This window comes from Streptomyces sp. NPDC057271, from assembly GCF_042668715.1.
Lineage (GTDB): Bacteria > Actinomycetota > Actinomycetes > Streptomycetales > Streptomycetaceae > Streptomyces.
This window is the reverse complement of the sequence record NZ_JBHUYJ010000087.1, coordinates 1-26,585: the sequence shown is the minus strand read 5'-3', so window position 1 is coordinate 26,585 and position 26,585 is coordinate 1. Positions and strand designations below refer to the sequence as shown.

The 26,585-nt window shown below is 71.7% G+C and carries 24 protein-coding genes, 2 pseudogenes and 1 riboswitch; of the genes and pseudogenes, 9 read left to right on the top strand and 17 right to left on the bottom strand.

Features of this window, described 5'->3' with window-relative positions; genetic code table 11:
- Nucleotides 1-118: 118 nt before the first annotated feature.
- Nucleotides 119-391, top strand: a complete 273-nt coding sequence (locus ACFUJR_RS29865) for a hypothetical protein (RefSeq protein ID WP_383172551.1) — start codon at nt 119-121, stop codon at nt 389-391.
- On the opposite strand, the gene ACFUJR_RS29860 is transcribed toward ACFUJR_RS29865, so the two are convergent.
- From ACFUJR_RS29860 to ACFUJR_RS29840, 5 genes are all read right to left on the bottom strand, one after another.
- Nucleotides 354-1,526, bottom strand: a complete 1,173-nt coding sequence (locus ACFUJR_RS29860; RefSeq protein WP_383172550.1) for an acyl-CoA dehydrogenase family protein — start codon at nt 1,524-1,526, stop codon at nt 354-356. The genes ACFUJR_RS29865 and ACFUJR_RS29860 overlap by 38 nt on opposite strands.
- Nucleotides 1,527-1,823: 297 nt before the next feature.
- Nucleotides 1,824-1,970 (bottom strand): SCO1431 family membrane protein, encoded by a 147-nt coding sequence (locus ACFUJR_RS29855; protein ID WP_383172549.1) that lies wholly within the window; start codon nt 1,968-1,970, stop codon nt 1,824-1,826.
- Nucleotides 1,971-2,087: 117 nt separating this feature from the next.
- The gene (locus ACFUJR_RS29850) at nt 2,088-2,942 is read right to left on the bottom strand and encodes a DMT family transporter (RefSeq protein WP_383172547.1); all 855 of its coding nucleotides are present in this window, start codon (nt 2,940-2,942) and stop codon (nt 2,088-2,090) included.
- 24 nt (nt 2,943-2,966) lie between these two features.
- Nucleotides 2,967-3,848 (bottom strand): universal stress protein, encoded by an 882-nt coding sequence (locus tag ACFUJR_RS29845; protein WP_383172546.1) that lies wholly within the window; start codon nt 3,846-3,848, stop codon nt 2,967-2,969.
- Nucleotides 3,849-4,247: 399 nt separating this feature from the next.
- Entirely contained in the window at nt 4,248-4,964 is a 717-nt protein-coding gene (locus ACFUJR_RS29840; RefSeq protein WP_383172565.1) for an NAD(P)-dependent oxidoreductase, read from the bottom strand.
- 94 nt (nt 4,965-5,058) lie between these two features.
- Here ACFUJR_RS29840 and ACFUJR_RS29835 point away from each other — a divergent pair, with 94 nt between their 5' ends.
- The 3 genes and pseudogenes from ACFUJR_RS29835 to ACFUJR_RS29825 all read left to right on the top strand — a co-directional run.
- Nucleotides 5,059-5,745, top strand: coding sequence for a TetR/AcrR family transcriptional regulator (locus tag ACFUJR_RS29835; protein ID WP_383172544.1), 687 nt, complete (start codon nt 5,059-5,061; stop codon nt 5,743-5,745).
- A gap of 280 nt (nt 5,746-6,025) precedes the next feature.
- The gene (locus ACFUJR_RS29830; protein WP_383172543.1) at nt 6,026-6,178 is read left to right on the top strand and encodes a hypothetical protein; all 153 of its coding nucleotides are present in this window, start codon (nt 6,026-6,028) and stop codon (nt 6,176-6,178) included.
- A gap of 36 nt (nt 6,179-6,214) precedes the next feature.
- Nucleotides 6,215-6,511: pseudogene (locus tag ACFUJR_RS29825) on the top strand (ISAs1 family transposase); the annotation flags it as partial.
- Between the two features lie 208 nt (nt 6,512-6,719).
- Here ACFUJR_RS29825 and ACFUJR_RS29820 read toward each other — a convergent pair.
- On the bottom strand, nt 6,720-8,078 hold the full coding sequence (locus ACFUJR_RS29820) for a peptidase C39 family protein (protein ID WP_383172542.1): 1,359 nt from the start codon (nt 8,076-8,078) through the stop codon (nt 6,720-6,722).
- 198 nt (nt 8,079-8,276) lie between these two features.
- On the opposite strand from ACFUJR_RS29820, the gene ACFUJR_RS29815 reads away from it, so the two are divergent.
- Both ACFUJR_RS29815 and ACFUJR_RS29810 read left to right on the top strand, forming a co-directional pair.
- Nucleotides 8,277-8,912, top strand: a complete 636-nt coding sequence (locus ACFUJR_RS29815; protein WP_383172540.1) for a uridine kinase — start codon at nt 8,277-8,279, stop codon at nt 8,910-8,912.
- A 364-nt stretch (nt 8,913-9,276) separates the two neighbouring features.
- Entirely contained in the window at nt 9,277-11,232 is a 1,956-nt protein-coding gene (locus ACFUJR_RS29810; protein WP_383172539.1) for an AAA family ATPase, read from the top strand.
- Between the two features lie 32 nt (nt 11,233-11,264).
- On the opposite strand, the gene ACFUJR_RS29805 is transcribed toward ACFUJR_RS29810, so the two are convergent.
- From ACFUJR_RS29805 to ribD, 10 genes and pseudogenes are all read right to left on the bottom strand, one after another.
- A complete protein-coding gene (locus ACFUJR_RS29805) occupies nt 11,265-12,362 on the bottom strand; it encodes a hemolysin family protein (protein ID WP_383172537.1) in 1,098 nt (365 codons plus the stop codon).
- Nucleotides 12,359-13,699, bottom strand: coding sequence for a hemolysin family protein (locus ACFUJR_RS29800; protein ID WP_383172535.1), 1,341 nt, complete (start codon nt 13,697-13,699; stop codon nt 12,359-12,361). The genes ACFUJR_RS29805 and ACFUJR_RS29800 overlap by 4 nt, the downstream gene beginning before the upstream one ends.
- A gap of 211 nt (nt 13,700-13,910) precedes the next feature.
- Nucleotides 13,911-14,363: a PH domain-containing protein gene (locus tag ACFUJR_RS29795; protein WP_383172533.1), complete on the bottom strand. Its 453-nt coding sequence runs from the start codon at nt 14,361-14,363 to the stop codon at nt 13,911-13,913.
- Nucleotides 14,364-14,394: 31 nt separating this feature from the next.
- Nucleotides 14,395-15,243 carry an ATP phosphoribosyltransferase gene (gene hisG, locus ACFUJR_RS29790; RefSeq protein ID WP_383172531.1) on the bottom strand — a complete coding sequence of 283 codons (849 nt, stop codon included), beginning with the start codon at nt 15,241-15,243 and terminating at the stop codon, nt 14,395-14,397.
- 86 nt (nt 15,244-15,329) lie between these two features.
- Nucleotides 15,330-15,602, bottom strand: coding sequence for a phosphoribosyl-ATP diphosphatase (locus tag ACFUJR_RS29785; RefSeq protein WP_260231097.1), 273 nt, complete (start codon nt 15,600-15,602; stop codon nt 15,330-15,332).
- 81 nt (nt 15,603-15,683) lie between these two features.
- Nucleotides 15,684-16,169 (bottom strand): 6,7-dimethyl-8-ribityllumazine synthase, encoded by a 486-nt coding sequence (gene ribH / locus ACFUJR_RS29780; protein WP_352186594.1) that lies wholly within the window; start codon nt 16,167-16,169, stop codon nt 15,684-15,686.
- Nucleotides 16,170-16,199: 30 nt separating this feature from the next.
- Nucleotides 16,200-17,477 carry a bifunctional 3,4-dihydroxy-2-butanone-4-phosphate synthase/GTP cyclohydrolase II gene (locus ACFUJR_RS29775; protein ID WP_383172528.1) on the bottom strand — a complete coding sequence of 426 codons (1,278 nt, stop codon included), beginning with the start codon at nt 17,475-17,477 and terminating at the stop codon, nt 16,200-16,202.
- Between the two features lie 101 nt (nt 17,478-17,578).
- Nucleotides 17,579-18,157: pseudogene (locus ACFUJR_RS29770) on the bottom strand (nicotinamide riboside transporter PnuC); the annotation flags it as partial.
- 44 nt (nt 18,158-18,201) lie between these two features.
- Nucleotides 18,202-18,810 (bottom strand): riboflavin synthase, encoded by a 609-nt coding sequence (locus ACFUJR_RS29765; RefSeq protein ID WP_383172526.1) that lies wholly within the window; start codon nt 18,808-18,810, stop codon nt 18,202-18,204.
- A 2-nt stretch (nt 18,811-18,812) separates the two neighbouring features.
- On the bottom strand, nt 18,813-19,874 hold the full coding sequence (gene ribD, locus ACFUJR_RS29760; protein WP_383172563.1) for a bifunctional diaminohydroxyphosphoribosylaminopyrimidine deaminase/5-amino-6-(5-phosphoribosylamino)uracil reductase RibD: 1,062 nt from the start codon (nt 19,872-19,874) through the stop codon (nt 18,813-18,815).
- Nucleotides 19,875-20,062: 188 nt separating this feature from the next.
- A riboswitch (FMN riboswitch) is annotated at nt 20,063-20,192 on the bottom strand.
- Nucleotides 20,193-20,433: 241 nt separating this feature from the next.
- Between ribD and ACFUJR_RS29755 the strand changes: the two genes are divergently transcribed.
- Together ACFUJR_RS29755 and ACFUJR_RS29750 are read left to right on the top strand one after the other, a co-directional pair.
- Nucleotides 20,434-22,791 carry a chitinase C-terminal domain-containing protein gene (locus ACFUJR_RS29755; RefSeq protein ID WP_383172524.1) on the top strand — a complete coding sequence of 786 codons (2,358 nt, stop codon included), beginning with the start codon at nt 20,434-20,436 and terminating at the stop codon, nt 22,789-22,791.
- A gap of 228 nt (nt 22,792-23,019) precedes the next feature.
- A complete protein-coding gene (locus ACFUJR_RS29750) occupies nt 23,020-23,772 on the top strand; it encodes an SDR family oxidoreductase (protein ID WP_383181343.1) in 753 nt (250 codons plus the stop codon).
- Nucleotides 23,773-24,047: 275 nt separating this feature from the next.
- Here ACFUJR_RS29750 and ACFUJR_RS29745 read toward each other — a convergent pair whose 3' ends face one another.
- Nucleotides 24,048-25,172, bottom strand: coding sequence for an ROK family transcriptional regulator (locus ACFUJR_RS29745; RefSeq protein ID WP_383181346.1), 1,125 nt, complete (start codon nt 25,170-25,172; stop codon nt 24,048-24,050).
- A gap of 101 nt (nt 25,173-25,273) precedes the next feature.
- Here ACFUJR_RS29745 and ACFUJR_RS29740 point away from each other — a divergent pair, with 101 nt between their 5' ends.
- Complete coding sequence (locus ACFUJR_RS29740; RefSeq protein WP_383181349.1) at nt 25,274-26,497, top strand: MFS transporter; 1,224 nt, start codon at nt 25,274-25,276, stop codon at nt 26,495-26,497.
- Nucleotides 26,498-26,585 lie beyond the last annotated feature (88 nt).

Here is a 26,585-nt window from a genome sequence, read left to right as displayed (position 1 = left end):
CGCGAGTACCGGACGGGCCGCCCCTCCCCCGCCCGGCGGTGACTCCGGGCAACCCCCGAACTCCTCCTCGAATCCGCCCGGCGGTGACCCCGCACCGGCGGGGCGCGTTGGGACAGTCATGACATCGCTGTACACCGCCCCCATCGGCAGCGGGCGGCGTCGCCTCGCCGAGCCGCGCTTTGAAGAATCGGTTCCGCAGCCGACGCCGCACGTCGCCGACCCACCCATCTACAAGGCGCTGATCAGCCAGTGGGCCAGCCACGGCCGAACGCTGCCGGGCCGCGCCGACCAGGAGTGGAACCGGCTGACCGCCGCCCCGGTCTGGGCGGACCGGACCGTCCGTGTGAGCGGCGTCAGCGGGACTCTGGTCCGACAAGGTGGCGCGCGATGACCATCCGCTGGATCTGATTCGTGCCCTCGACGATCTGCAGCACCTTCGCCTCACGCATGTACCGCTCGGCGGGGAAGTCCGCCGTGTAGCCGTAGCCGCCGAGCACCTGCACCGCGTCCGTCGTGATCCGCATGGCCGCGTCCGTGCAGAAGAGCTTCGCCATGGCCGCCTGACGTCCGAAGGGCCGACCCTCGTCGCGCAGGCGCGCCGCCTCCAGGTACAGCGCCCGGCCCGCCTCGACCCCGGTCGCCATGTCCGCGAGCAGGAAGCGGAGCCCCTGGAAGTCCGCGATGGGCCGGCCGAACTGCCGCCGCTCGCGGGCGTACGCGACGGCGACGTCGAGCGCGGCCTGGGCCACCCCCACGGCGCAGGCGGCGATCCCGAGGCGCCCGGAGTCCAGGGCGGAGAGCGCGATCGCGAACCCCTGCCCCTCCTCGCCGATCCGGCGCGCGTCGGGGATCCGCACCCCGTCGAGGTGGAGCTGGGCGGTGGGCGAGCCCTTCATGCCCATCTTCCGCTCGGGCGCGGCCGCGCTCAGCCCCTCGGCGTCGCCGGGTACCAGGAACGCGGTGATCCCCTTCGGGCCCTCGCCGCCCGTGCGCGCCATGACCGTGCAGAAGTCGGCGATCGCGCCGTGGGTGATCCACGCCTTGGTGCCGGTCAGGACCCAGTGGTCGCCGTCCCTGACGGCCCGCGTACGCAGCGACGCCGCGTCCGATCCGGAGGCCGGCTCCGACAGGCAGTAGGCCCCGAGGAGACCGCCGCCCAGCATCGCCGGCAGATGGGCGGCCCGCTGCTGCTCGGTGCCGAAGTTCGCCAGGGCGTGGCAGGAGAGCGAATGGACGCTGACGCCGAGCCCGACGGTGAGGCGGGCGGCGGCCAGCTCTTCGAGGACCTGCAGATAGACCGCGTAGGGCTGGTCACCGCCGCCGTACTCGGAGTCGTACGGAAGTCCGAGCAGCCCGGAGGAGGAGAGCAGCGAGAAGAGCTCGCGCGGGAAGCGGCCCTCCGCCTCCTCCTCGGCGGCGTGGGGTGCGATCTCCCGCTCGGCGATCTCACGGACCAGGGCGAGCAGCTCCCGGGCTTCCTCGGTGGGCAGCCGGCGTTCCAGGGCTTGCGGGGCGCGGTCGGACATGGCGGCGCATCCTCCCTCTCGGGCGCTGCGGCGGAGCGCGCGGGTGACGCGGCGCGGCCGTGGGTCACTGCTGCGCCGATGCTGCCCCCGGCGGTTCGCGCGCGGGGGCGCCCGGCGCTCGTGGCGCAGGGAGTATGCCCGTTCGGCGGCCCGCGATCACACGCGGGCGGCGCCTCGGGGGGCCGCCTCGGGGGCCCGGGGCCACATCAGGCCGCGGTCCCGGGGCCACATCAGGCCGCGGTCCCGGGGCCACATCAGGCCGCGGTCCCGGGGCCACATCAGGCCGGGGGCCCGGGGTCACATCAGGCCGGACTGGGTGACGAACATGGCGAGGACGACGACGAGGGTCCAGCCGAGGACCTGCTCGAGGATCTTCGGCCCGTCGTCCTTGGGACCCCCGGTACGGGCACGGGAGCGGGCGGGGGAGCAGGTGGTGGCGGTCATGCCGCCCACAGTGCCGTCCGAGGACGGCCCCGGGGTAGGACGCGGGTCACGGTCCCGGGGCCGCACGGCACGCGTCAGCGGACGCCCGCAGGGACGCACGGTGACGACTGAGGCGCGTCAGTGCGTCGCCAGCGGAGATCGCCCCAGGAGCACGATCCCGATCACCGCTGCCGCTGCGCCCGCCATCTGCACCACCAGGGCCCACATCGTGACGGCGAGCTGCTCATCGAAGACAGCCACGCCGATGGCGACGGCGCAGATCGGCTCCAGGGTGTCGATGATCGGCAGACTGATGGCCAGGGAACCCGCCTGGAAGGCGCTTTGCGAGAGCACCAGAGCCGTCACTCCCACGGCCATCAGCGCATACGGTTCCCAGTGGAGGAGCGCCCCGAAGCCGTCTGTCCGCACCCGGTCGGCCGTGCTCCTGGTCAGGGCGTCGAGAAGAGCCAGCATCGCGGCCGCGCAGACGGCGTACGAGGCCGTCCGCACCGGACCCGGCCGACTCGCTCCGACGGCGACCATCAGTACGACCACGCCGACAACAGCCACGAGCACCAGCGCCCAGTCGCGTACGGCCGCGGACGACGTTCCCGAGGGAGAGTGCGGGAGCGCCACGAGGAACACCGCCACTCCCCCCGCCGTGCAGACGATTCCGGTCCCCTCGGAACGGCTCAGTCGTTCCCCGCGCCGCAGAGCCAGCAACGGCAGGGCGAAGACGAGATCCGTCGCCGCGAGCGGCAGCACCAGGACCAACGGCCCGAAGGCCAGCGCCAGAGCCAGGAAAGCGAACGAGGAGATGGACAGCACCGTCCCCGCCAGCCACATCGGCCGACGCATAAGGTCGAACAGAAGCCGCAGACGCAGGGCCTTCTGCGGGGGCGCTCGTCGTGCCGCCTCGTGCTGGAGCACCGACCCGACCCCGAAACACAGGGCGGCCATCAGGGCGCTCGGCACCGCCACCAAGGTGTTCACGGGCCCGGCATCCTGGCCGCCTGGTCACTCATGAGCGATGACGGCAACCGGGACGGCGCAGTGGTGGATCAGCGCATGAGTGACGGGCCCGATGTGCGCGCCCCAGGCCCCGCTGCGCACATGCCGGCCCACGACCACGAGTTCCGCGTTCTCCGCCGCCTGCAACAACCGTTGCGCGGGGCCGCCCACGCACGATCGCTCCACGAGGTCCACCGAGGGGAACTTCAGCCGCCAGGGCCGCAGATCCGCCGCAAGGCGACGCGCGATGTCGGGCCCCATCTCCCGCTCAGCCGCCACCAGGGCCGAGGCATCGCGGACCATGGGCGGAATCGACCATCCATACAGCGCGAGCAGGCGGGCGCCCCGGCTGACGGCCTCCTGGAAACCGAAGTCGAGCAGCGGGTCGAAGAACTGATCGAGGTCCACCCCCACGACCACGTCGCGCGAGGAACCGGCCTCGGCGGACCGCGCGGAGACGGTGGACCGTCCCGGCGCCCGTACGAGCACGACGGGACACGCAGCGGCGCCGATAGCCGCCATGCCGACCGAGCCGAGGAGGAAGCCCCTGAGACCACCCAGGCCGCGCGAACCGAGCACCAAGAGCCCTGCCTCCTCCGCAGCCGCACCGGTCAGTGCGGCCACAGGCGGTCCGGCCAGCTGTCGCGTGTCGATCTCAAGAGCGGGATGCCGCCGTCGCACGGCCTCCGCGGCCTCGGCCAGCAGCTCGTCGGCCCGGCGGTACCGCGCACCAGGGCCGACGCCCCGCGAGTTCGCCGCTCCCGCCCACTCGTCCGCGTGCACGATGAGCAGGGGCGCTCCGCGGAGTTCCGATTCGTGTGCGGCCCATTCCGCGGCTGCGATGCTCTCGGGCGACCCGTCCACCCCGACGGTCACCGGGAGTGACATGCGTTGCACTCCCCTCGGAGAGACAGCGGGTCGTGACCAGTATCTCAGACCATTCCAGGCCGGCACTTGTCGCGCGTGTCAGACGGAGTACGACTCGAGCGTGCCACGGCGACGGACGTCGAGGGCGGCGCGGTGGGCAAGGAGGCCGCCCGGTGCGGGGCGGCCGGCTGGCCGGTACGGCTGCCGGCCGTTCCGGCACCTTCCTCAGCGCCTACCGACGCGGTGCGTCAGGGACTGACGATGGCGAAGTCCGGGGCGGGCTCGCCGAGGCAACCGAGGAGCTCGCCGACCTTCGCCTGGTCGCCGGTGACCGGGCCCGCCGGACGGGTTCGGCGGGCGGCAGCGTGCCGAGGAGGACGGTTCGGAGGTCAGCCTCGCTCAGTGCGATCTCGGCGTTGACTAGGCTCGGTCGGCGTGACCGCTGGCGCGGGCGAGGGCGCTGGGTGTGCGGCAGCCGACGATCGCCGGGGCTTCCTGGACGAGCGTGTCGTCGGTGAGCGCCTCCACCATGAACAACGCGAAGTCCACGCGGCGTGTCAGGTTGCTGGCCAGCACCGGGTCGCCGACGTGCCGGCTCCACACGGGCAGTCCCTGGCTCTCTCCCTCCTCCAGGTCGCTGCCGCGCACGACTGTCCACCGGGTGTCGCTGGCGAACACTCTGCGACAGGCCTCGACCTGGTCGTCGATCTCGACGGCGCGGACGAGTCTGGCCAGCCGGGTGACGATCCGGACGGTCGTTCTGAACTTCCAGGAGTACTTGTCCCTGCCGTCGCGCGTGATGTGCCAGCCGCAGGAGAAGACCAACCGCGCACCCGGACGCGCGTGGTCGAGCACCGCCTGCGCCGTGCCCGACGAGTACTGCTGCACACCCCACGGCGCCAGCACTGTCAGCACCCCGTCGCAGCCGGCGACCGCGCGCCGGATCACCTCCGGGTCGTTCGTGGGGCCGGGCACGATGGTCATCCGGTCCGCCAACGCGGCCAGCTTCGGCACACTGCGTTCCCGGCACACGCCGACCACCTCGTAGCCGCGGTCCAGCGCGTGCCGGACCATGTACTGCCCGAGCTTCCCCGAGGCTCCGATGACGCAGACCTTCATCCCGTGATCCGTCCCCATGGCGACACCCTTTCGCCGTTGCATGAATCTTATGCTGTAAGGGACGATAACCTTATGCCGTAAGGTGGGCAAGAGGGCGGAGAAGGAGGGGCCGATGCCCGAGCGAGGCAAAGGCAGGCGCGGGGGGTCGGCACGCATCCCGCTCAGCCGCGAACGGGTGATCCACACGGCAGTGACCGTCGCTGACGAGAAGGGTTCAGCGGCGCTCACCATGCGGGCCATCGCCGAACCACTGGGCGTCGAGGCGATGTCGCTCTACCATCACGTCGCCGGCCGGGAGGACATCCTCGACGGCATGGTGGACGTGGTCTTCGACGAGATCGAGCTGCCGATGGGCGACACGGACTGGAAGAGCGCCATGCGCCTCCGCGCGGCCTCCGCCCGCGCGGCGCTACGACGCCACCCATGGGCCATCGGCCTGATGGACTCGCGCTCCCGGCCCGGCCCGGCGACCCTGCGCCACCATGACGCCGTCATCGGCGTCCTGCGCGCCGGCGGGTTCTCCGTCCTGATGGCCGCACGCGCCTTCTCACTGATCGACAGTTATCTCTACGGCTTCGTACTCCAGGAGCAGAGTCTGCCGTTCAGCGATGCGGCAGAGCGGGATCAGGTCGCGGGCGCCATCCTGCGGGAGATGCCCGCCGACGCCTATCCGCACCTCGCGGAACTCGCCACCGAGCACGTCCTCAGGCCCGGCTACGACTACGCGGACGAGTTCGCCTTCGGCCTCACCCTGATCCTCGACGCCCTGCGGCCGGACGAGGGCGGGGCACAGGTCTGAACCGCCCGACACGACCCAGGACTGCCCCGACCGGGGCGCCACGACCTTGACATCGCCCAACGCGCCACGATCACTCTCGCACTTCAGGCCCTGCTCCAGGACCCACCGCCCGGCACGCGCGATCGTCGGCGTGCCCACGAGCGAGCCATCGCCTGCGAATCCGAGCGCACCGCTCCGGGCCTATCGCCTGTGCGGAAGCGTCGGCATCGGCTTCCAGCTCACCGGACTTGGCCGGGTACGCGGAAGCTCCTCACGAACCGACGCGTCTGACGGGGCTGGGATGATCATGCCCGGCGGGAGCAAGCGGACCGACGCCATGCCGGCGACCTTCGCGCTGGTCGGCGTGCTGACCGGCGGATGCGCAGCGAGTGCCACCACCTCCATCGACGTGTCCCCTGCTTCCCCCACCCCCCAGGCCGCACGCATCCTGTGACACCGCACCGACCTCGCCACCGGCAGATGCAGCCGCCAGACCGTCTACGCGATCACGGACCTGACCTCGCAGGAAGCCTCGCCCGAACAGCTCGGCCGGCTCGCCAGGTCGCAGTGGACCACCGAGCATTGGCTCCACTTCGTCCGCGACATCACCTTCGGTGAGGACACCTCGAAGATCCGCACCGGCCACGGCCCGGAGAACATGGCGACCTTGCGCAACCTGGCGATCAACGCCCTCCGCGCTGCCGGGCACCACAACATCGCCGCTGGCCTTCGACGAGCCTCCTACGAGCCCTTGGCCCGCCCGCTCGATCTCCTGGGTATCGCCTGACCAGCAGACTCACAAGATCATGAGACTTTGCAGCATTCCTGCATCCATACCGAAGATGCATAGCCGGGGAGTCATGGCAGCAGAGATGGTTCAACAGGGCTCGGACATCGTTCGGTCAAGGTCACGGTGGGCCGGTACGGCCACCTCACGCAGGACGGCCAGGAGCGCTGCCGTCAGGTCGTCGAGACGACCGTCGGGCCGCACATGCTCACACCAGGCCGAGCGCCTGCAGCGCGCGGTGCTGACTTGGTGCTGACTTGACCGGCCAGAAGAGGTAGCAGACACCCCCCGTACCGCCTCTGACCTTGCCGTTTGCGTCATAACGCTTGGTGCGGAGCCAGATCGTCTCCCACTCGCGCCGCCGGTAGATCCGGCGCACGGCCTCGTTGCTGGGTGAGGCGGGGTCGTTTGCGATCACGTCGCCGTCCTCCGTGAAACCGATCACGGTCATCAGATGGCCGGAGGTGCCGTAGCCGGCTCCCGTCAGCTCCTCCTCGTGGAACGACTGTGACGTGATGACCGGGATGCCCGCGCGGATCAGGGCCTCCAGCTCCGTCAGCGAGCGCAGCCGGGTCACGACCGCGTTCATGGCGGGGTACGTGGCGGCGTAGGCGGCGTTGAAGGGCCAGTTGCCGCAGCCGTTGTACCGGTGGTCGAAGGTGAAGCGGGCCGCGTGGCAGACCTGGGGGTCCTCGAAGGCCGGGTTCACCCAGGCGAGGTCCTCGGCGCTCGGCCGGCGGCCCCAGTACTCGAGGATCATCTGCGAGGACGTCGGGCTGCACCAGGCCTCGCCCCCGTTGTCGTACTCCGGGTACTGGCCGACGTGAGTGTTCTGCGAATAGCGCGGCACGGCCAGTTCGCGGGCGACGCAGGGCGTCGAGGCGGGCACGGTGAAGCGGTCGGGGATGTCCGAGGCCATCGCGCCGAGCCGCCACACGAGGGGGGTGACATGGGTGCCGGGGGCGCGGTACAGGGTCAGCCTCAGCTGGTACGCGTCCAGACGCAGACCGCTCGCGGCGTCGTCGACGGCCAGGGTGTCCGTCCAGATCGAGCTCCTGCCGTCGCTCTGGTCGTCGACCGAGGTCCGCCGGATGTCGTCGTCGCCCGCCGCCCAGCGGCCCATCACGTACCAGGGGGTGGCGCCGCCGTCGTTGTAGGTGCCGCGCAGCTCGATCTGGATCCAGGTGCCGGGCGGGGTGGCGGCGTTCCAGGAGGCGATGATCTCGGTGGCCGGGACGGTGGAGCGGTGGACGGGGGAGGTCCAGCTCGCGTACTCCCAGGGGGAGGTCGTGCCGGTGTGCGGGTCGGTGTGGTCGGTGACCCCTACGGGCGTACCGATCACCAGGCCGGCACGGTGTCCGGCGACGGCGCGGGTGCCGGCGCGGTCGCCGCCGCGCCAGTCGGCGAAGGAGACCCAGAAGCGGTGGTCGACGAACGCGGGTTCCGGCGCGTGGCCACGGTCGCCGACGGAGGCGGTCGCGGCCGGAGCGGTGGAGGCCAGGGAGGTGCCGGCGACAGCGGCGAGGGCCGCGGCGAGGACGGTTCTGCGCGGAGTGGAGTTGGCCATGAGCGATGACCCCCGGTCGAGAGCGGCGAACGACGGCGAGGAGCGGACGGAGGGCGGAGCGTGGACCACTATCGCGGCTCGCGGAACGGTTCTGCCAGCGATTCGGCACGCGTCGCCGCACAAATATCGGTCTGTGCCACTGGCGCCGCCGGGCCGCTGACCTGCGACGCCGCCCGCAGGGATCGCTACGCTTGCCCCATGACCGACCGGACCGACCTCGACCGTGCCGCCGACGCGCTGCGCGGACTCCCGCCGTCCTGCGGGCCGATCCGGCTGGTCGCCGTCGACGGGCACGCGGGCTCGGGAAAGTCGACCCTCGCCGCGCACCTCGCCACCCGGCTTGGCGCACCCGTCCTCCACCTCGACGACCTCGCGAGCCACGAGGAGCTGTTCGGGTGGACGGAGCGGATGCGGGACCAGGTGATCACACCCCTCTCCCGGGGCGAGGTCGCGCGCTATCACCCGTACGACTGGAATCTGCGGACCTTCGGCGCACTCCGCGAGCTGCCGCCCGCCCCGGTCGTCCTGGTCGAGGGCGTCGGGGCGGGGCGGAGCGCGCTGCGCCCGAATCTCGCCGCTCTCCTGTGGATGGAACGGGGCCCCGAGGAGTCCTGGGCACGCGGCCGGCACCGGGACGGACCTGCGCAGTCCGAGTTCTGGGACGGCTGGACAGTGGCGGAGACTCGCCATTTCTCCGCGGACCCGTCGCGCCCCTTCGCCGACACCCTGATACGGGAGTGTCCCGAGGGGTACGAGTGGCTTCCTGGGCCGGCTGTGACCGCATGCCCGAACCAGATCATCACGGAGAGTAAAGGCGCATCACCCCGTAAATGAGTAGGGGGAACCCCACTTCCGCAAGTGCCTCAACTCCGCTTGACCCAGGGGGCGTACAGGTCTTACGTTCTCAATGTGCGGCTTTCCGAAGCCGTCGCGGACGCGAAGCCCCCGGTTGTTCCCCCGTGATCGGGGGCTTCGTTCTGCCCTGATCATCCCTTTCTCCGGCCCCCCGCCGACCCCGATGCTTACCCAGGGTTATGGCCACCGGATCACGTACTTCTCCTTCGTCGCGCCCCCTCTGCGCAGGTACGATGCCCTTCGGTGGGGTCAATTCCCGTCCGCGAGAAGGCGGTTCTGTACGGCTTCCGGCGGGCACCCGCCTGCCGGGACAGCAACGGGGGCACGTTTTGTGGGGGACCCGATGGACATCGGCACGCAGGGCGGAACGGCCCCGGCCGAGCTCGCCTGGCTGCGGGGAGTCGACGCCTACACGATGGGCGCCTATCCGCAGGCGGAGGAAGAGTTCCGAACGGCGGTACGGATCGATCCCGGCATGGCGGACGCCTGGCTCGGGCTGCACGCGCTCCGGGTGGACACCACCACCGCGCTGCTGCGGATGTACCGCAACCGCGACCGGTTCGGCGAACAGCGCGCACGCCATCGTCGGACCCTGAACTCCTGGTACTGGCTGGGCTGGTGGGTCCAGCCCGTGCTCGAGAGCCCGCGCGATCTCCTTCTCGCGCACGCCTCGCACTGGCTCGACGGCCGCCATGTGCCCGAGCTGGACCGGGCGTTGGCCGGGCTGCCGCCGGTCGACACCGATCCGCAGGTCCGCTTCCTGCACGCCTGCCGGTCCTATCTCGTCAAGGACTGGGACCAGTTGGTCCGCCACACCGAGCCCCTGGTGGACGATCCGCTGCTCGGGATCGAGGCGGGACTCTTCGGCGGGATGGCCCGGGTCCGCCTCGAGATGTACGGGCAGGCGGAACCGCTGCTCTCGGCGGCCCTCATGCGCTGCCGCAGCGAACAGCCGCAGCGCAAGGAGCTGCGCTACTGGCTGGCCCGGGCCCACGAGGGCACCGGGCGGAGCGCGGCCGCCTTACCGCTCTACCGGGCGGTGCACCGGATCGACCCGGCGTTCATGGACACGGCTGCCCGGCTGGCGGCGATCACCGAGTACGACGGTTTCGAGGGGCCGGACGACACGGCGGGGCTCGCCACGGTCGCCCTGGGCGGGGCCGGGCAGGACGCCTCCGCCGACGCGACGCAGACCGACCTCGACGGCCCGGCCTCCGACGGACTGCGCCTCGGGAGCGAGGCGGGACTCGGCAGCGAGCCGGGGATCGGCACCGAGGCGGGACTCGGCAGCGAGCCGGGGGCCACGACACCTCCCGCGGGGCCGCCCGAGCCCCCGGACGTACGCCAGAAGGCGTCCGTACCGGCGCAGCCCGCACCGCCCCGCTTCCCCGCCAGCCCCACCGACCCGGCCCTGCTTGCCGAGGCGCTCGCCGAGCTGGAGCGCATGGTCGGGATGGAGCCGGTGAAGCGGCAGGTGAAGGCGTTGTCGGCGCAGCTGGAGATGGCCCGACTGCGGGCCGGGCAGGGCCTTCCCGTCCAGCCACCGAAACGTCACTTTGTCTTCTCCGGCCCCTCGGGCACCGGGAAGACCACCGTCGCCCGGATCCTAGGTCGGGTCTTCTACGCGCTCGGGCTGCTCGGCGGCGATCATCTGGTGGAGGCCCAACGGGCGGATCTGGTGGGCGAGTTCCTGGGGCAGACTGCCGTCAAGGCGAACGAGCTGATCGATTCGGCGATCGGCGGGGTCCTCTTCGTGGACGAGGCGTACTCGCTCTCCAACACCGGCTACAGCAAGGGCGACGCCTACGGCGACGAGGCGCTCCAGGTGCTCCTCAAGCGGGCGGAGGACAACCGGGACCACCTGGTGGTGATCCTGGCCGGCTACCCCGAGGGCATGGACCGGCTCCTGGCCACCAACCCGGGGCTCTCCTCCCGCTTCACGACCCGGGTCGACTTCCCCTCGTACCGCCCGCTCGAACTCACCGCCATCGGCGAGGTGCTCGCGGCGGCGAACGGGGACTGCTGGGACGAGGAGGCCCTGGACGAGCTGCGCTCGATCAGCGGCCATGTCGTGGACCAGGGGTGGATCGACGAGCTGGGCAACGGACGCTTTCTGCGTACGCTGTACGAGAAGTCCTGCGCGTACCGCGACCTCCGCCTCGCGGGCTACCCGGGCACGCCCACGCGCGACGACCTGGCCACGCTGCGCCTGGCCGACCTGATGCAGGCCTACGGCGAGGTCCTCTCCGGCCGCGGCCCGTCCCCCCGAGGCCCACGGCAGGACCCCGGGGGTCTGTGACGACCGCCCGGGGCCCGCGCTCCGGCCTCGGGTCAGGCCGTCAGGGCTTCGTCCGTCCGGTCCCCGCGGGTGTCCGTGAGGAGGCGCTGCGGGGGTGAGGGTACGGGCAGCCGGTGGGCCGGGTCCCGGACCTCGCCCACCAGCTTCTCCAGGACGTCCTCCAGGGCCACGAGCCCGAGCACCCGGCCCACACCGTCGGAGACCTGGGCGAGATGGGTCGCCGCGCGACGCATCACGGTGAGCGCGTCGTCGAGCGGCAGCTCGGCCCGGAGCGTCGCCATGGGGCGCCAGATGTGCTGCGGCACCGCCCGCTCCCGCTCCTCCAGGTCCAGAACGTCCTTGACGTGCACGAACCCCATGTACGTCCCGCGTCCCTCCGCGCACACCGGGAAGCGCGAGTAGCCGGTGCGCACGGTGAGCTCCTCGATCTCCCGGGGCGTCACCGACGGCGTGACCGTCACCAGCTCCGACGGGGCGATGAGCACGTCCGTCACCGGGCGGCTGCCCAGCTCCAGGGCGTCCTCCAGGCGCTCCTGTTCGGCCGGGTCGAGCAGGCCGGCCTGGCCCGCGTCCTCCACGAGCCGGCCGAGCTGGGTGCTGGTGAAGACCGCCTCCACCTCGTCCTTCGGCTCGACGTGGAACGCCCGCAGCACCAGCCGGGCGCAGGCACCCAGCGCCCGCGTGACCGGCCGGCAGAGCCGGGCGAAGCCGACGAGGGCGGGGCTGAGCCATAGCGCGGTCCGCTCGGGCGCGGCCATCGCGAGGTTCTTCGGGACCATCTCGCCGATCACGAGATGGAGGAAGACGACCGCGGCCAGCGCCACGACGTATCCGAGCGGATGGATGAGCCCGTCCGGGACGCCGACGGCATGGAAGACCGGTTCGAGGAGACGCGCCACGGTCGGCTCGGCGACCGCGCCCAGGGTCAGGGAGCAGACGGTGATGCCGAACTGGGCGGCCGCCATCATCTGCGGCAGGTTCTCCAGGCCGTGGAGGACCTGCCGTGCCCGTGCACCGCCGAGCGGTTCGATCTGGCTGCGGCGTACGGAGACGAGCGCGAACTCGGCGCCGACGAAGAAGCCGTTGGCCACCACGAGCAGGACGGCGAACAGCAGCTGGAGCAGGCTCATCGGACCGCCTCCGGCACCGCGGGCGTCTCGGCCGTCCGCACGATCCGCACCCGCTCGGCGCGGTAGCGGTCGACCTGCCGCACCAGGAGCCGCCAGCCGGGGAGTTCCGCCCGGTCGCCGGGGGCCGGGATGCGGCCGAGCAGGTCGGCGACGAGGCCCGCGACCGTCTCGTACGGCCCGTCGGGCACGTCGAGTCCTATCCGGTGCAGGGTGTGCACCCGGCAGGAGCCGTCGGCCTCCCAGGCGGGGTTGCCGTCCTCCGCGGCCACGGCGGCCAGCTCGGGGCGCTCGTCGGTGGCCCTGTCGTGCTCGTCGCGGACCTCGCCGACGAGTTCCTCGACGATGTCCTCCAGGGTGACGACCCCGGCCGTACCGCCGTACTCGTCGACGACCACGGCGATCGGCTGCTCGCGCCGCAGGCGCTCCAGGAGCGCCTGCGCGGGCAGGGTCTCGGGGACGAGCAGCGGGGGGACGGCGATGCTCCCGACCGGTGTGCGCGTCCGCTCGTGCGGAGGTACGGCGAGCGCGTCCTTGAGGTGGACCATGCCGACGATCTCGTCGATGCGCTCGTGGTAGACGGGGAACCGGGAGAGTCCCGTCGCCCGGGTGAGGTTGAGGACGTCGGCCGCGGTGGCGTCCGACTGCAGGGCGCTCATCCGTACCCGCGGCGTCATGGCCTGCTGCGCGGTGAGTCCGCCGAGCGTCAGCGTGCGTACGAAGAGGTCGGCGGTGTCCTGTTCCAGCGCGCCCGCCCGGGCCGAGTGCCGGGCGAGCGAGACCAGCTCGCCGGGGGTCCGGACGGAGTCGAGTTCCTCGGTGGGCTCCACGCCCAGGAGCCGGACGAGCCGGTTGGCGACCCGGTTGAGCAGCGTGATGACAGGGCGGAAGAGGGACGCGAAGAGGTGCTGCGGGCCCGCGACGAACCGCGCCACCTGGAGGGGCCGGGAGACCGCCCAGTTCTTCGGGACGAGTTCGCCGACCACCATCTGTACGGCGGAGGCGAGCAGCATGCCGATCGCCACAGCGACCCCGGGGACGGCGCCCTCGGGGAGTCCGGTGGCGGTGAGGGGGGCGTCGAGGAGCTGGGCGAGCGCGGGCTCGGCGAGCATGCCGACGACGAGGGAGGTGATCGTGATGCCGAGCTGGGTGCCGGAGAGCTGAAAGGACAGCTCGCCGAGCGCCTTGACGACGGTGCGGGCGCGCCGGTCGCCGGCGGCCGCGGCCCGTTCGGCCTCGGGGCGTTCCACCGTGACGAGACCGAATTCGGCCGCCACGAAGAAGCCGTTGGCGAGGATCAGGAGGAAGGCTGCGGCAAGCAGCAGAAGCGGGGTGATCATGCCGCCGCCTCCGCGGAGGGGGCGGCGCAGGTACTACCGGACGATCCGTCCATTGCCGGAGGGAGTCACTCCTCGGGTCGCAGGGAGGCCCCGCGGGCCGCGGCGGAGCGGCCCTGCACACGCGAGGCGGTGGTGCCGCTCGGCACCACCGCCTCCAGAGTAATCACGCACCCGGTGCGTGGGGCAGGGGGTCGACCCCCGTATGGGGGACTCAGCCGCCGTCCGGGCCGGTGCCGCGGCTGTCGGCCAGGGCGCGCAACGCGCGGGCGTCGCGGATGGCCTGCTGCTTGGCGATTCCGGGCTGGATGCCCAGCGCGGGCATGCTGGTGCCGTCGCTCAGGTCGAGGAAGACCCAGGGGTCGCCGGGCCGCAGGTTGACCCGGAGGATTTCGGCCCACGCCAGTCGGCGTGTCCGGGTGATGTTGACGACCGTGACGCCCTCGTCGTCGGCGACGACCTTGGGGCGGCTGAGCAGCGTGAGGATGCCGAGGAAGAGCGCCGCGGTGAAGATGAAGCTCGCCCGCTCACCGGGGCCGAGCTTCTCCAGCATCAGCGCGATGGCGGTGATGACGACGAACATCACCGCCCCCACGGTGAGCAGCACCGCACGGGTGCGGCCCGGCCGGAAGGTGACCGGGAGGGCGGGCGTCGGGGCCTCGGACATCGGTGTTCCTCGGTGGGTCGGTGCCGGGCCGTCAGAGCCGGCAGGCGTGGATGGCCGTCGTCAGGATGGCGCGGGCACCCAGCTCGTACAGGTCGTCCATGATCCGCTGTGCCTCCTTGGCCGGGACCATGGCCCGGACCGCGACCCAGCCCTCGTTGTGCAGCGGCGAGATGGTCGGCGACTCCAGGCCCGGGGTGAGGGCGACGGCCTGCTCCAGGTGCTCGGCCCGGCAGTCGTAGTCCATCATCACGTAGCTGCGGGCCACCAGGACGCCCTGGAGGCGGCGCAGGAACGTCTGGACGCGGGCGTCCGCGGTGTCGGCGCCGGCCTGCCGGATCACCACGGCCTCGGAGGTGAGGATCGGCTCGCCGATGACCTCCAGGCCGGCGTTGCGCAGGCTGGTGCCGGTCTCGACGACGTCCGCGATGATCTGGGCGACGCCCAGCTTGATGGCGGTCTCGACGGCGCCGTCGAGGTGGACGACGGAGGCGTCGATGCCCTGGTCGGCGAGGTGCTTGGCGACGATGCCCTCGTACGAGGTGGCGATCGTCATGCCGTGGAAGTCCTCGGGGCCCTTCGCGGTGCCGGGCCGGGTGGCGTAGCGGAAGGTCGACCGGCCGAAGTTCAGCGGGAGGATCTCCGCCGCGTTGGCGCCGGAGTCGAGCAGCAGGTCACGGCCGGTGATGCCGATGTCCAGCTTGCCGGAGGCGACGTAGATCGCGATGTCCTTCGGGCGCAGGTAGAAGAACTCGACCTCGTTCTCGGGGTCGATGACCACGAGCTCCTTGGACTCCTTGCGCTGGCGGTAGCCGGCCTCATGGAGCATCGCCGACGCAGGTCCGGACAGTGAACCCTTGTTGGGGACGGCGATGCGCAGCATGGGGTGAGCTTCCTTTGCCTGGGAGTTTTCGGGGGAGGGTGTTCGGTCTCGCTCAGGGGTGTCGCGTGGGGAGCCGGGCGTACCGGTCAGAGATGGGCGTAGACGTCGTCGAGCGAGATCCCGCGCGCGACCATCATCACCTGGACGTGGTACAGCAGCTGCGAGATCTCCTCGGCGGCGGCTTCCTTGCCCTCGTACTCCGCGGCCATCCAGACCTCGGCGGCCTCCTCGACGACCTTCTTGCCGATGGCATGGACGCCCTTCTCCACCAGTTCCGCGGTGCGGGAGGTGGCCGGGTCGCCGTTCTCGGCCTTGAGCTTGAGCTCGGCGAAGAGCTCTTCGAAGGTTTTGTTCGCCATGATGGTCCTAAGAGTACGGGGTGTAAGGGGGCGGGCGCGCAGCGCCTCCTCTGAGGGGTGGTGGTCGGGCGACGGGCGGGCTCAGCGCCAGGGTTCGCTGACCGTGCGCAGTGTGGTCGCGGTGGCGACGGCGGCGGTGACGGCCTCGTGGCCCTTGTCCTCGCTGGAGCCTTCGAGGCCTGCCCGGTCGAGGGCCTGCTCCTCGTTGTCCACGGTCAGGACGCCGAAGCCGACGGGTACGCCGGTGTCGATCGAGACCTGGGTGAGGCCGTGGGTGACGCCCTGGCACACGTACTCGAAGTGCGGCGTTCCGCCGCGGATGACGACGCCGAGCGCCACGATGGCATCGTAGCCCCGCCCGGCGAGGACCTTCGCCACGACCGGCAGCTCGAAGCTGCCCGGGACGCGGAGCACGGTCGGCTCGTCGATGCCGAGCTCGTGCAGGGCCCGCAGGGCACCGTCGACGAGTCCGTCCATGATCTTCTCGTGCCACTGGGCCGCGATCACGGCCACCCGCAGGTCGCCGCAGTTCTTCACGCTGAGGACGGGTGCGCCCTTGCCGCTCATGTCTCTCCTAGCTCCGTACTGATCGCTGACTTACTGGTTGCCGCAGGTGGACGCCGCTTCCGCGTCCAGCCAGGGCAGGTCGTGACCCATCCGGTCCCGCTTGGTGCGCAGGTAACGGAGGTTGTGCTCGCCCGCCTGGACCGGCATGGCCTCGCGGCCCTCGACCGTCAGGCCGTGCTCGGTGAGGGCGGAGATCTTGTCGGGGTTGTTGGTCATCAGCCGCATGCTGCGGACCCCGAGGTCGCCGAGGATCTGCGCGCCCGCCGCGTAGTCGCGGGCGTCGGCGGGCAGCCCGAGTTCCAGGTTGGCGTCGAGGGTGTCGCGGCCGCGCTCCTGGAGTTCGTACGCGCGCAGCTTGGACAGCAGGCCGATGCCCCGGCCCTCGTGGCCGCGGAGGTAGACCACGACACCCCGGCCGGCCTCGGTGATGCGGTCCATGGAGGCCTGGAGCTGCGGGCCGCAGTCGCAGCGCAGCGAGTGGAAGATGTCGCCGGTCAGGCACTCGGAGTGCACCCGGACGAGGACGTCCTCGCCGTCACCGATCTCGCCGTGGACGAGGGCGACGTGCTCGACGCCGTCGACGGTGGAGCGGTAACCGTACGCGGTGAAGTCGCCGTGGGCCGTGGGCAGCTGGACCTCGGCCTCGCGCCGGACGGTCGGCTCGGCGCTGCGGCGGTACGCGACGAGGTCCTCGATCGAGATGATCGTGAGGCCGTGCTTGCGGGCGAAGGGGACGAGCTCGGGCAGGCGCAGCATGACGCCGTCCTCGCCCGCGATCTCGACGATCGCGCCGGCGGGGCGCAGGCCCGCGAGGCGGGCGAGGTCGACCGCGGCCTCGGTGTGGCCGTTGCGGACGAGGACACCACCGGGCTTGGCGCGGAGCGGGAAGATGTGGCCGGGCCGGACGAAGTCGCCGGGCTCGTGGCGGCCGCTCGCCAGCATCCGCAGGGTGGTGGCGCGGTCGGCGGCGGAGATGCCCGTGGTGACGCCGTGGGCGGGTGCCGCGTCGACGGAGACGGTGAAGGCCGTGCGCATCGACTCGGTGTTGTGCTCGACCATCTGCGGGAGTTCGAGGCGCTCGAGCTCCTCGCTCTCCATGGGTGCGCAGATCAGGCCGCGGCACTCGCTCATCATGAAGGCGACGACCTCGGGGGTGGCCTTCTCCGCGGCGATGACGAGGTCGCCCTCGTTCTCGCGGTCCTCGTCGTCGACGACGACGACGGGACGGCCCGCGGCGATGTCACGGATGGCCTGCTCGACGGGGTCGAGAGAGAGGTCGGTGACGTCCCAGATCGGCAGCGCGCTCATGCTCGCGTCCCTTCAGTCGTGTCTCCGGCCTGACCGGGCAGGAGAGCGTGCGTTGCTCGCTGGTGCTCCCCGTCCGCGCGGACGACGGTGACGAGAATCGTCCCTTCCGGCGCGGGAGCGGTACGCGTCCGGAGCCACCAGTCGCGCATGCCCCAGATGACGAGGGCGAAGTAGATGACGTAGACCAGGCCGGAGAAGGCCAGGCCGCTGTTGAAGGCGAGGGGGATGCCGACCAGGTCGACCAGGAGCCAGGCGAACCAGAACTCGACCAGGCCGCGGGCCTGGGCGACCATCGCGACGAGGGTGCCGACGAAGATGTACGCGTCGGCCCACGGGGACCAGGAGAGCGACGGGTAGAGCGTGAACAGGCCGCCGACCGCGAGGGTGCCGAGGACGGCGCCGCCGAGGAGGAGACCACGCTCCTTCCAGCTCGCGAAGCGGACGGCGATCGAGCCGTCCTGGGCCTGCTGCCGGCCGCGGTTCCACTGCCACCAGCCCCAGGCGGCGACGCCGATGACCAGGAGCTGCTTGCCGACGCCGCCGCTGAGGTGGGCGGAGGCGTAGGCGCCGACGAGGATGGCACCGGAGAGCAGCTGCGCGGGCCAGGTGAGGATGGAGCGCCGCCAGCCGAGCGCGAGGGCGACCAGACCGATCGTGTTGCCGATCATGTCGGACCACATGATGTGCTGGTCGAGGACGGTGAAGGCCTCGGAGTTGAGCCAGTTCACTTGACGTTCTCCCCGGCGTTCGGGCCGAGCAGCCGCTCGACGTACTTGGCGATGACGTCCACTTCGAGGTTGACCGGGTCGCCGCTCTGCTTGATGCCGAGCGTGGTCAGCGCGAGGGTGGTGGGGATGAGGCTGATGGTGAACCAGTCCTCGGCGGCCTCGACGACGGTGAGGCTGACGCCGTCGACCGTGATGGAGCCCTTCTCGACGACGTAGCGCGAGAGCTGTGCGGGGAGGGCGATCCTGACGATCTCCCAGTTCTCGGACGGGGTCCGGTCGAGGATCGTGCCCGTACCGTCCACGTGGCCCTGGACGATGTGTCCGCCCAGGCGGTCGCCGACCGCCATCGGGCGCTCCAGGTTGACCCGGGAGCCGACCTCGAGGGCGCCGAGGGAGGAGCGCTTGAGGGTCTCCTCCATCACGTCGGCCGTGAACTCCCCGTCGCCGAACTCGACGACCGTGAGACAGACACCGTTGACGGCGATGGAGTCGCCGTGCTTGGCGCCTTCCGTGACCAGGGGGCCTCGCAGGCGGAAGCGGGACGCGTCGGCCAGCTTCTCGACGGCGGTGACCTCACCCAGTTCTTCGACGATTCCGGTGAACACGCTCAACGCTCCTTGGGAGTGGCAGTGATACGAAGATCGGGGCCGATGCGCTGGGTCTCGATGACGTCGAGCCGCAACGCGTCGGTGATGGTGGAGATTCCGGCGTCGGCCAGGGCGTTCGCGCCCGCGCCGAGGAGGACGGGGGCGAGGTAGCCGACGACCTGGTCGACGGCTCCCGCGGCGACGAAGGCGCCGGCCAGGGTCGGCCCGCCTTCGAGGAGGACGGAACGGACGCCCTGCCGGTGGAGCGCCGCGAGGAGTTCCGGGATGTCGAGGCCGCCGCCGGGCGCTCGGGACAGCCGCCACGTCTCGGGGAGGTGGGCGGTGTCCTCCAGGGGTACGTCCTCGGCCACGGCGATCACGGTGCGGGCCGCGTCGTCGAGGACCCGGGCCCCCGGCTTCACGGCGCTCGCCTCGGTGTCGACGACGACCCGCAGCGGCTGGTCGGCCCCTTCGACGCCCCGTACGGCCAGGTGGGGATCGTCGGTGCGGGCCGTTCCGGAGCCGACGACGACGGCGTCCGCCTCGGCGCGCAGCCGGTGGACGTCGGAGCGGGAGTCGGCGGAGGTGATCCAGCGGGAGGTCCCGTCGGCGGCGGCGATCCGGCCGTCGAGGGTGGCGGCGTACTTCCAGCGGACGAAGGGGCGGCCGAGGCGTACGGAGGTGAGCCAGGCGATGTTGCCCGCCTCCGCCTCCTGGGCCAGGAGGCCCTGCCGGACCTCGACGCCGGCCGCGCGCAGGGTGTCCGCACCGCCCGTGGCCTGCGGGTTCGGGTCGCCGACGGCGTAGACGACACGGCGTACGCCGGCCTCGATCAGCGCCTGGGCGCAGGGGCCGGTGCGGCCGGTGTGGTTGCAGGGTTCGAGGGTGACGTAGGCGGTGCCGCCGCGGGCGCGCTCGCCGGCCGCGCGCAGGGCGTGGATCTCGGCGTGCGGTCCGCCGGCACGCTGGTGGTAGCCCTCGCCGACCGGCTCTCCGGAGGCGTCGAGGACGACGCTGCCGACGACCGGGTTGGGGCTGGTGGAGCCGAGACCACGGGCGGCGAGCGCGATGGCGCGTCGCATGGCGGTGATGTCGGTCGGCTCTGCCACCGGGTCCTCCTGCCTCTTCGGGCACGGACTCCGGGGCCTGTCGATGACGACAGAGAGCGGGTACGACGCTACGCACGGGGATTGCCAAAACCGGACACACCGGTCGCCGACGAGGGCGACCAGCGGCGATACGGCCGGCACGCCCCCTGCAGGGTCGCCCGCCGCGCACTGCCTCCCATCCGGACTTTCACCGTCGGTCCAGGAATCTCACCTGGTCAACCGGCCGCTGGCTGCGGACGGGTCGCGGACTATACCGCCGGTTCGGAATTACACCGACCCCGGAGTGCGCTGCTGCTGATACAGGGCCAGTGTGCCACGCCGCGCCGTCGGCCATGCGGGCGATGCCCTGTGGGCTGGCTCACAGCCCTTTTCGAGGCCTCTCTTTGGTCCAGACCTATTGACGCACTGGTCTAGTCCTCTTAATCTCCGTGTCACCTCCGAGGTACGGCCCGCGGTGTGCGCACTCCACGGGCCCAACACGACCCACCCCTTTGTTCGTTGTGTTCTTTCACCTCCCCAGGAGGAACCGATCGTGTTGTCCCCCACGAAGACGAGGGTCTCGCTGCTCGCGTCCGGCGCGGCCGTCGCCGGTCTGCTGATCAGCTCCCTCGCGGGCGGTGTCTCGCACGCCGCCGACAACGAGGGCTGTCGCCCGGACGGGCTGTACAAGACTCCCGGTGTCGACGTCCCGTACTGCTCGGTCTACGACACCGAAGGCCGCGAGAAGATGGGCGCGGACCACCAGCGCCGCGTCATCGGCTACTTCACCGGCTGGCGCACCGGAAAGAACGGCGAGCCCGCCTACCTCGCCAACAACATCCCGTGGGACAAGATCACCCACATCAACTACGCCTTCGGACACATCGGTTCCGACAACAGGCTCTCCGTCGGCACGGACGGGCCGAACAACGCGGCCACCGGGATGACCTGGCCCGGAGTCGCGGGCGCGGAGATGGATCCGGGCTTCGCCTACAAGGGCCACTTCAACCTGCTGAACAAGTTCAAGAAGCAGCACCCGGACGTCAAGACGCTGATCTCGGTCGGCGGCTGGGCGGAGACCGGCGGCTACTTCGACGACAACGGCACCCGGGTGAACTCCGGCGGCTTCTACTCGATGGCCACCAACGCCGACGGTTCGGTCAACCAGGCCGGGATCGACACCTTCGCGGACTCGGCCGTCGCCTTCATCAAGAAGTACGGGTTCAACGGCGTCGACATCGACTACGAGTACCCGACGACGATGAAGGACGCGGGCAACCCGCTCGACTGGCAGCTCTCCAACGCCCGCCGCGCGGGTCTGGTCAAGGGCTACGACGCCCTGATGAAGAGCCTGCGCGAGAAGCTCGACCGGGCCGGGGCCGCCGACGGCAAGCACTACCTGCTGACCGTCGCCGCGCCGTCCTCGGGCTACCTGCTGCGCGGCATGGAGACGTACCAGAGCCAGAAGTACCTGGACTACGTCAACATCATGTCCTACGACCTGCACGGCGCCTGGAACGAGTACGTCGGCCCCAACGCCTCGCTCTTCGACGACGGCAAGGACGCCGAGCTCGCCGCCGCCAACGTCTACGGCTCCTCGCAGTACGGCGGCATCGGCTACCTCAACACCGACTGGGCGTACCACTACTTCCGCGGCTCGATGCCGGCCGGCCGGATCAACATCGGCCTGCCGTACTACACCCGCGGCCACAAGAACGTGCAGGGCGGCACGGACGGTCTGTGGGGCAAGGCCTCCGCGACCACCTGCCCGGCCGGCGCGGGCCTGACCAAGTGCGGTGACGGCGCCGTCGGCATCGACAACCTGTGGCACGACAAGGACACCGACGGTGTCGAGTCGCCCGCGGGCTCCAACCCGATGTGGCACGCCAAGAACCTGGAGAAGGGGATCGTCGGCGACTACGTCACCCAGTACGGCTTCCCGGCGAACACCACCCTGACCGGCACCTACGCCCGCCGGTACGACTCGACGCTGGTCGCGCCGTGGCTGTGGAACGCGCAGAAGAAGGTCTTCCTCTCCACCGAGGACGAGCAGTCGGTGGCCGCCAAGGCCGACTACGTGGTCAGCAAGGGCATCGGCGGCACGATGGTCTGGGAGATGGCAGGCGACTACGCCTGGAACGCGGGCAAGGGCCAGTACGAGATGGGCTCCACGCTCACCTCGCTGATGTACGACAAGTTCAAGGCGGCCACGCCGTACGGCGCGAAGAAGTCGAACGCCACGCTGCCGACGCAGGCCGTGGACGTGGGCGTGGAGTTCACCGAGTTCAAGCTGGGCGACTCCAACTACCCGATCACCCCGAAGATCAAGATCACCAACAACACGGCCACCGCGCTGCCCGGGGGCACGGAGTTCCAGTTCGACTACGCGACGGCGGCCCCGGGCAACGCCTCCGACCAGTCCGGCTTCGGCACGAAGGTGATCAGCAGCGACCACACCGGCACCAACGTGGGCGGTCTGAAGGGCGACTTCCACCGGGTGTCGCTGAAGCTTCCGGCCTGGCAGTCGCTGGCCCCGGGCGCGACCGTGGACCTGGCCTTCAACTACTACCTGCCGGTCTCCACGCCGTCGAACTGGACGGTGAACATCAGCGGTACGACGTACGCGCTCGCCAGTGACCTGGCGCGCGGTACGACGGTGGTGGAGCCGGGCGGTTCGACCCCGACGCCGACCCCGACGCCGACGGGTCCGACGCCCACGCCGACGGGTCCGACGCCCACCCCGACCGGCGGCACCTGCACCGCCCCGGCGTACGTGGCCGGCACGGTCTACAACGGGGGAACCGAGGTCTCCCACAAGGGCCACACGTGGAAGGCCCAGTGGTGGACGCAGAACGAGGAGCCGGGCACGACCGGCGAGTGGGGCGTCTGGAAGGACCTGGGGGCCTGCTGACCCTCCGGCGAGTGGGGCGTCCGGAAGGACCTGGGGGCCGCTGACCCTCCGGCCACCGGGGGGTAGAGGCCTCCGGCCGACGCCACGGGGGCGCTGAGCTCTCCGCTCCGTACCCACCCCCGATGAACGCCCGGCGGCGGACTTCACGGCCCTTGCCGCCGCCGGGTCCTCCCCCCTTCGCCGCGGCCCGCATGTGCGTGCCGCGGCGAAGGCGTTCACGCTGGAACCATGACCACCCTCCTGGTGACCGGGGGCACGGGCACGCTCGGGCGCCCGGTCTGTGAGCGGCTGCGCGCGGCGGGCCACGAGGTGCGCGTCCTGAGCCGCCACTCCCCTCCGTTCGCGGTCGATCTGCGCCGGGGCGGGCCGCTGCTCGACCGGGCGGTGCGGAACGTGGACGCGGTCGTCCACTGCACCAACATCACGCGGGGCGACGAGCAGGCCGCCCGGGTGCTGATCGAGGCCGCCCGGCGGGCCGGGGTCCCGCACCTGCTGTACATCTCGATCGTCGGGGTGGACCGGGTGCCGCTGGGCTACTACCGCAGGAAGTACGCGGTGGAGCGGATGATCCAGCAGTCGGGCATCGACTGGACGCTGCTGCGGACCACGCAGTTCCACGCCCTGATCCTGATGCTGCTGGAGGGGCTGGCGAAGCCGCCGGTGATGTGCGTCCCGAAGGCCGTACGGGACCAGCCCCTGGAGGTCACCGAGGCCGCCGCGCGCCTCGCGGAGCTTGCGGTGGGCGCCCCGGCGGGCCGGGTCGCGGACATGGGCGGCCCCTTGATCCAGACGTTCGCCGAACTCGCGAAGGCGTACCTGCGGGCGAGCGGGAAGCGCCGCCGTGTCGTGGAGGTCCCGCTCCCGGGCAAGGTCTACCGGGGTCTGCGCCACGGCGGCCACCTCGCCCCCGAGCGGGCGGTGGGCCAGGTGACGTTCGAGGAGTTCCTGACCGGCCGGTTCGGCGCCGAGGCCGGGGCGTAGGGCGACCGGTGGCCGGGGGATGAGGCCGGAGTGCGGCCACGGGGAGCGGGCGCCCGCTGGGGCGGCGGCGGGCGGCCACGGGAACAGCACGACCTGGGCCCGCGACGGCGGGCGGCCACGGGAACACCACGACCTGGGCCCACGACGGCGGGCGGCCACGGGAACACCACGACCTGGGCCCGCGACGGCGGGCGGCCACGGGAACACCACGACCTGGGCCCGCGACGGCGGGCGGCCACGGGAACACCACGACCTGGGCCCGCGGCGGCGGGCGGCTACGGGAAGAGCACGTCCTGGGCCGCGTCGCGGGCGGCCAGGAGCGCGCCGCGCAGGACCGCCGTGTCACCGAGGGCCGTGGCGCGCACCTCCGTACGGAGCGGGGAGAGCCGGGCGAGTTCGGCCTCGACCCGGGCCGCGAGTGCCGGGCCGCCCCGGTGTCCGGTCTCCCCGCCGAGGACCACACACCCCGGGTCGAGGACGGAGGCCACGGCGGCCGCGCCGACCGCGAGACGCCGGGCCAGGACGTCGAGGAAGGGGCCGGGACCGGAGCCGAGTGCGGTCACGGGGTCGAGACCGTGCTCCACGGCGAGCGCCTCCACCGCGGCCGCGCAGGCCAGCTCGTGGAAGCCGCCGGCGCAGCCGGTCGCCGAGGGCAGTCCGGACGTGCCGGGCACCGGCAGGAAGCCGAGCTCCCCCGCACCGCCCGAGGCCCCTCGGCGCAGCCTCCCGTCCAGGACGACGGCCGCTCCGACGCCCTGGCCCAGCCAGAGGAGCACGAACGTGTCATGGTCACGAGCGGCGCCGACCCGCTGCTCCGCGACGGCCGCGAGATTGGTCTCGTTCTCGACGAGGACCGTCGCGGGCAGCCGTTCCTGGAGCGTGGCCATCAGGCGCCGGTGCCACTCGGGGAGCCCCGTCGATTTCCGCAGCTCCCCGGTGGCCGGGTCGATCAGTCCGGGGGCGCCGACGACGACGCTGTGGAGGGTCTCCACACCGGCCCCCTTGGCGGTTCGCTCCAGGAGGGCGACGGCCTTCTCGACGGCGGGTCCGGTGCCGTCCTCGCCGCCGACCGGGGCCGAGGCCTCGGCGAGCGTGGTGCCCAGCAGGTCGGCGACGGAGAGCGAGACCGATGTGGTGCGGACGTCGAGCGCGGCGAGATGCGCGCGGTCGGCGGCGATCCCGTACAGCTTGGCGTTGGGCCCGCGCCGCTCCGCGCCGGACTCCCCCACGATCCGGACGAGTCCGGAGCCCTGGAGCCGTTCGACGAGATCGGCGACCGTGGGGCGGGAGAGTCCGGTCAGCGTCTTCAGCTGAGTAGCGGTCAGCGGTCCCTCGTCCTGGAGCAGTCGCAGTGCGAGTCGGTCGTTGAGGGCCCGGGCGGTACTCGGGGAAGCGGCCATGCCGGGATCCTCTCAGACGCGTGGAGACGGTCTCCGTCCCCCACTATTTATCAGGCAGGGTTCCTGATAGTTTACCGCCCACCACACGAGGGAGGGCACACATGGCGGGCGAGACCGTCTTCAGCGCCGAGCGACTGCGGCGGGCCAGGTTCGCCGTCGCCGCCGTCTTCTGCGTCCACGGCGCGGTCACCGGAAGCTTCGCGACTCGCATCCCGTGGATCCAGGACCACGCGGACGTCAGCGCGGGCCAGCTCGGGCTCGCCCTCGCCTTCCCGGCCATCGGCGCCTCGCTGGCGATGCCGCTGGCCGGCGCGATCAGCCATCGCTTCGGCGCCCGCACCGCGTTGCGCGGACTGCTCGCCCTGTGGACGCTGGCCCTGATCCTCCCGTCCCTCGCCCCGAACATCTACGGGCTCGGCGCGGCGCTCTTCGTCTACGGCGCCACCGCCGGCATGTCCGACGTGGCGATGAACGCCCTCGGCGTCGAGGTCGAGAACCGCATGGGCAAGTCGATCATGTCCAGCCTGCACGGCATGTGGAGCGTGGGCGCGCTCCTCGGCTCCGCCGCCGGCACCGTCGCCGCCCACTTCGACACCGACGCCCGCCTCCACCACCTCGTCGCGGCCCTCGTCCTGACCATGCTGGGGCTCTTCTTCTGCCAGGGCGTGCCCGACCTGCAGAGCGCCCCCGACGACGAGGCACCGCCGCGCTTCTCGCTGCCGCCGAAGTCCGCTCTGATCATCGGCGCCATCGGCTTCTGCGGGGTGTTCGCGGAGGGCGCGAGCCTGGACTGGTCGGCGGTCTACCTGAAGGACGAGCTCGGCTCCTCGGCCGGAGTCGCGGCCGCCTCCACCACCGCCTTCGCCCTGACGATGGCGATCGCGCGGCTGGTCGGCGACCGGGTGGTGGACCGGTTCGGCGCCGTCCGGACGGTACGGGTCGGTGGTGTCGCCGCGACCGCCGGCGGCCTGCTCGTGGTCCTCGCCCCCCACGCGGCCGTGGCGATGGCCGGTTTCGGACTCATCGGCCTCGGGGTCGCGGTGGTCGTCCCACTGGCCTTCGCGGCGGCCGGGCGCAGCGGCCCGAACCCCAGCCAGGCCATCGCGGGCGTCGCCACCATCACGTACACCTCGGGGCTCATCGCCCCCTCGGCGATCGGCGGCATCGCCGACGCGACCTCCCTCATGTTCTCCTTCGGCCTCGTCACACTGCTGGCCTTCGGTCTGGTGCTGGGCGCCGGTGTGCTCCGCCAGGGCGACCGGACCACGAGCACCGCCTCACCCACGGCCCCGAGCGCCAGGACGAGTTCGGGCCAGATCTCTTGAAGTGCTCTCCCGGCTGAAGCCGGGAGATTCCTGCTTACCTTGCGGCAGCGGGCTTGACGCGCTTCGCGCGCCTGACGACTGCCCTCCC

Excerpts from the sequence above, each read along its gene's own strand:
- ACFUJR_RS29865 (WP_383172551.1), top strand. The coding sequence starts at position 119 with ATGACATCGCTGTACACCGCCCCCATCGGCAGCGGGCGGCGTCGCCTC.
- ACFUJR_RS29860 (WP_383172550.1), bottom strand. The coding sequence starts at position 1,526 with ATGTCCGACCGCGCCCCGCAAGCCCTGGAACGCCGGCTGCCCACCGAG.
- ACFUJR_RS29855 (WP_383172549.1), bottom strand. The coding sequence starts at position 1,970 with ATGACCGCCACCACCTGCTCCCCCGCCCGCTCCCGTGCCCGTACCGGG.
- ACFUJR_RS29845 (WP_383172546.1), bottom strand. The coding sequence starts at position 3,848 with ATGTCACTCCCGGTGACCGTCGGGGTGGACGGGTCGCCCGAGAGCATC.
- ACFUJR_RS29840 (WP_383172565.1), bottom strand. The coding sequence starts at position 4,964 with ATGGGGACGGATCACGGGATGAAGGTCTGCGTCATCGGAGCCTCGGGG.
- ACFUJR_RS29835 (WP_383172544.1), top strand. The coding sequence starts at position 5,059 with ATGCCCGAGCGAGGCAAAGGCAGGCGCGGGGGGTCGGCACGCATCCCG.
- ACFUJR_RS29830 (WP_383172543.1), top strand. The coding sequence starts at position 6,026 with ATGATCATGCCCGGCGGGAGCAAGCGGACCGACGCCATGCCGGCGACC.
- ACFUJR_RS29820 (WP_383172542.1), bottom strand. The coding sequence starts at position 8,078 with ATGGCCAACTCCACTCCGCGCAGAACCGTCCTCGCCGCGGCCCTCGCC.
- ACFUJR_RS29815 (WP_383172540.1), top strand. The coding sequence starts at position 8,277 with ATGACCGACCGGACCGACCTCGACCGTGCCGCCGACGCGCTGCGCGGA.
- ACFUJR_RS29810 (WP_383172539.1), top strand. The coding sequence starts at position 9,277 with ATGGACATCGGCACGCAGGGCGGAACGGCCCCGGCCGAGCTCGCCTGG.
- ACFUJR_RS29805 (WP_383172537.1), bottom strand. The coding sequence starts at position 12,362 with ATGAGCCTGCTCCAGCTGCTGTTCGCCGTCCTGCTCGTGGTGGCCAAC.
- ACFUJR_RS29800 (WP_383172535.1), bottom strand. The coding sequence starts at position 13,699 with ATGATCACCCCGCTTCTGCTGCTTGCCGCAGCCTTCCTCCTGATCCTC.
- ACFUJR_RS29795 (WP_383172533.1), bottom strand. The coding sequence starts at position 14,363 with ATGTCCGAGGCCCCGACGCCCGCCCTCCCGGTCACCTTCCGGCCGGGC.
- hisG (WP_383172531.1), bottom strand. The coding sequence starts at position 15,243 with ATGCTGCGCATCGCCGTCCCCAACAAGGGTTCACTGTCCGGACCTGCG.
- ACFUJR_RS29785 (WP_260231097.1), bottom strand. The coding sequence starts at position 15,602 with ATGGCGAACAAAACCTTCGAAGAGCTCTTCGCCGAGCTCAAGCTCAAG.
- ribH (WP_352186594.1), bottom strand. The coding sequence starts at position 16,169 with ATGAGCGGCAAGGGCGCACCCGTCCTCAGCGTGAAGAACTGCGGCGAC.
- ACFUJR_RS29775 (WP_383172528.1), bottom strand. The coding sequence starts at position 17,477 with ATGAGCGCGCTGCCGATCTGGGACGTCACCGACCTCTCTCTCGACCCC.
- ribD (WP_383172563.1), bottom strand. The coding sequence starts at position 19,874 with ATGCGACGCGCCATCGCGCTCGCCGCCCGTGGTCTCGGCTCCACCAGC.
- ACFUJR_RS29750 (WP_383181343.1), top strand. The coding sequence starts at position 23,020 with ATGACCACCCTCCTGGTGACCGGGGGCACGGGCACGCTCGGGCGCCCG.
- ACFUJR_RS29745 (WP_383181346.1), bottom strand. The coding sequence starts at position 25,172 with ATGGCCGCTTCCCCGAGTACCGCCCGGGCCCTCAACGACCGACTCGCA.
- ACFUJR_RS29740 (WP_383181349.1), top strand. The coding sequence starts at position 25,274 with ATGGCGGGCGAGACCGTCTTCAGCGCCGAGCGACTGCGGCGGGCCAGG.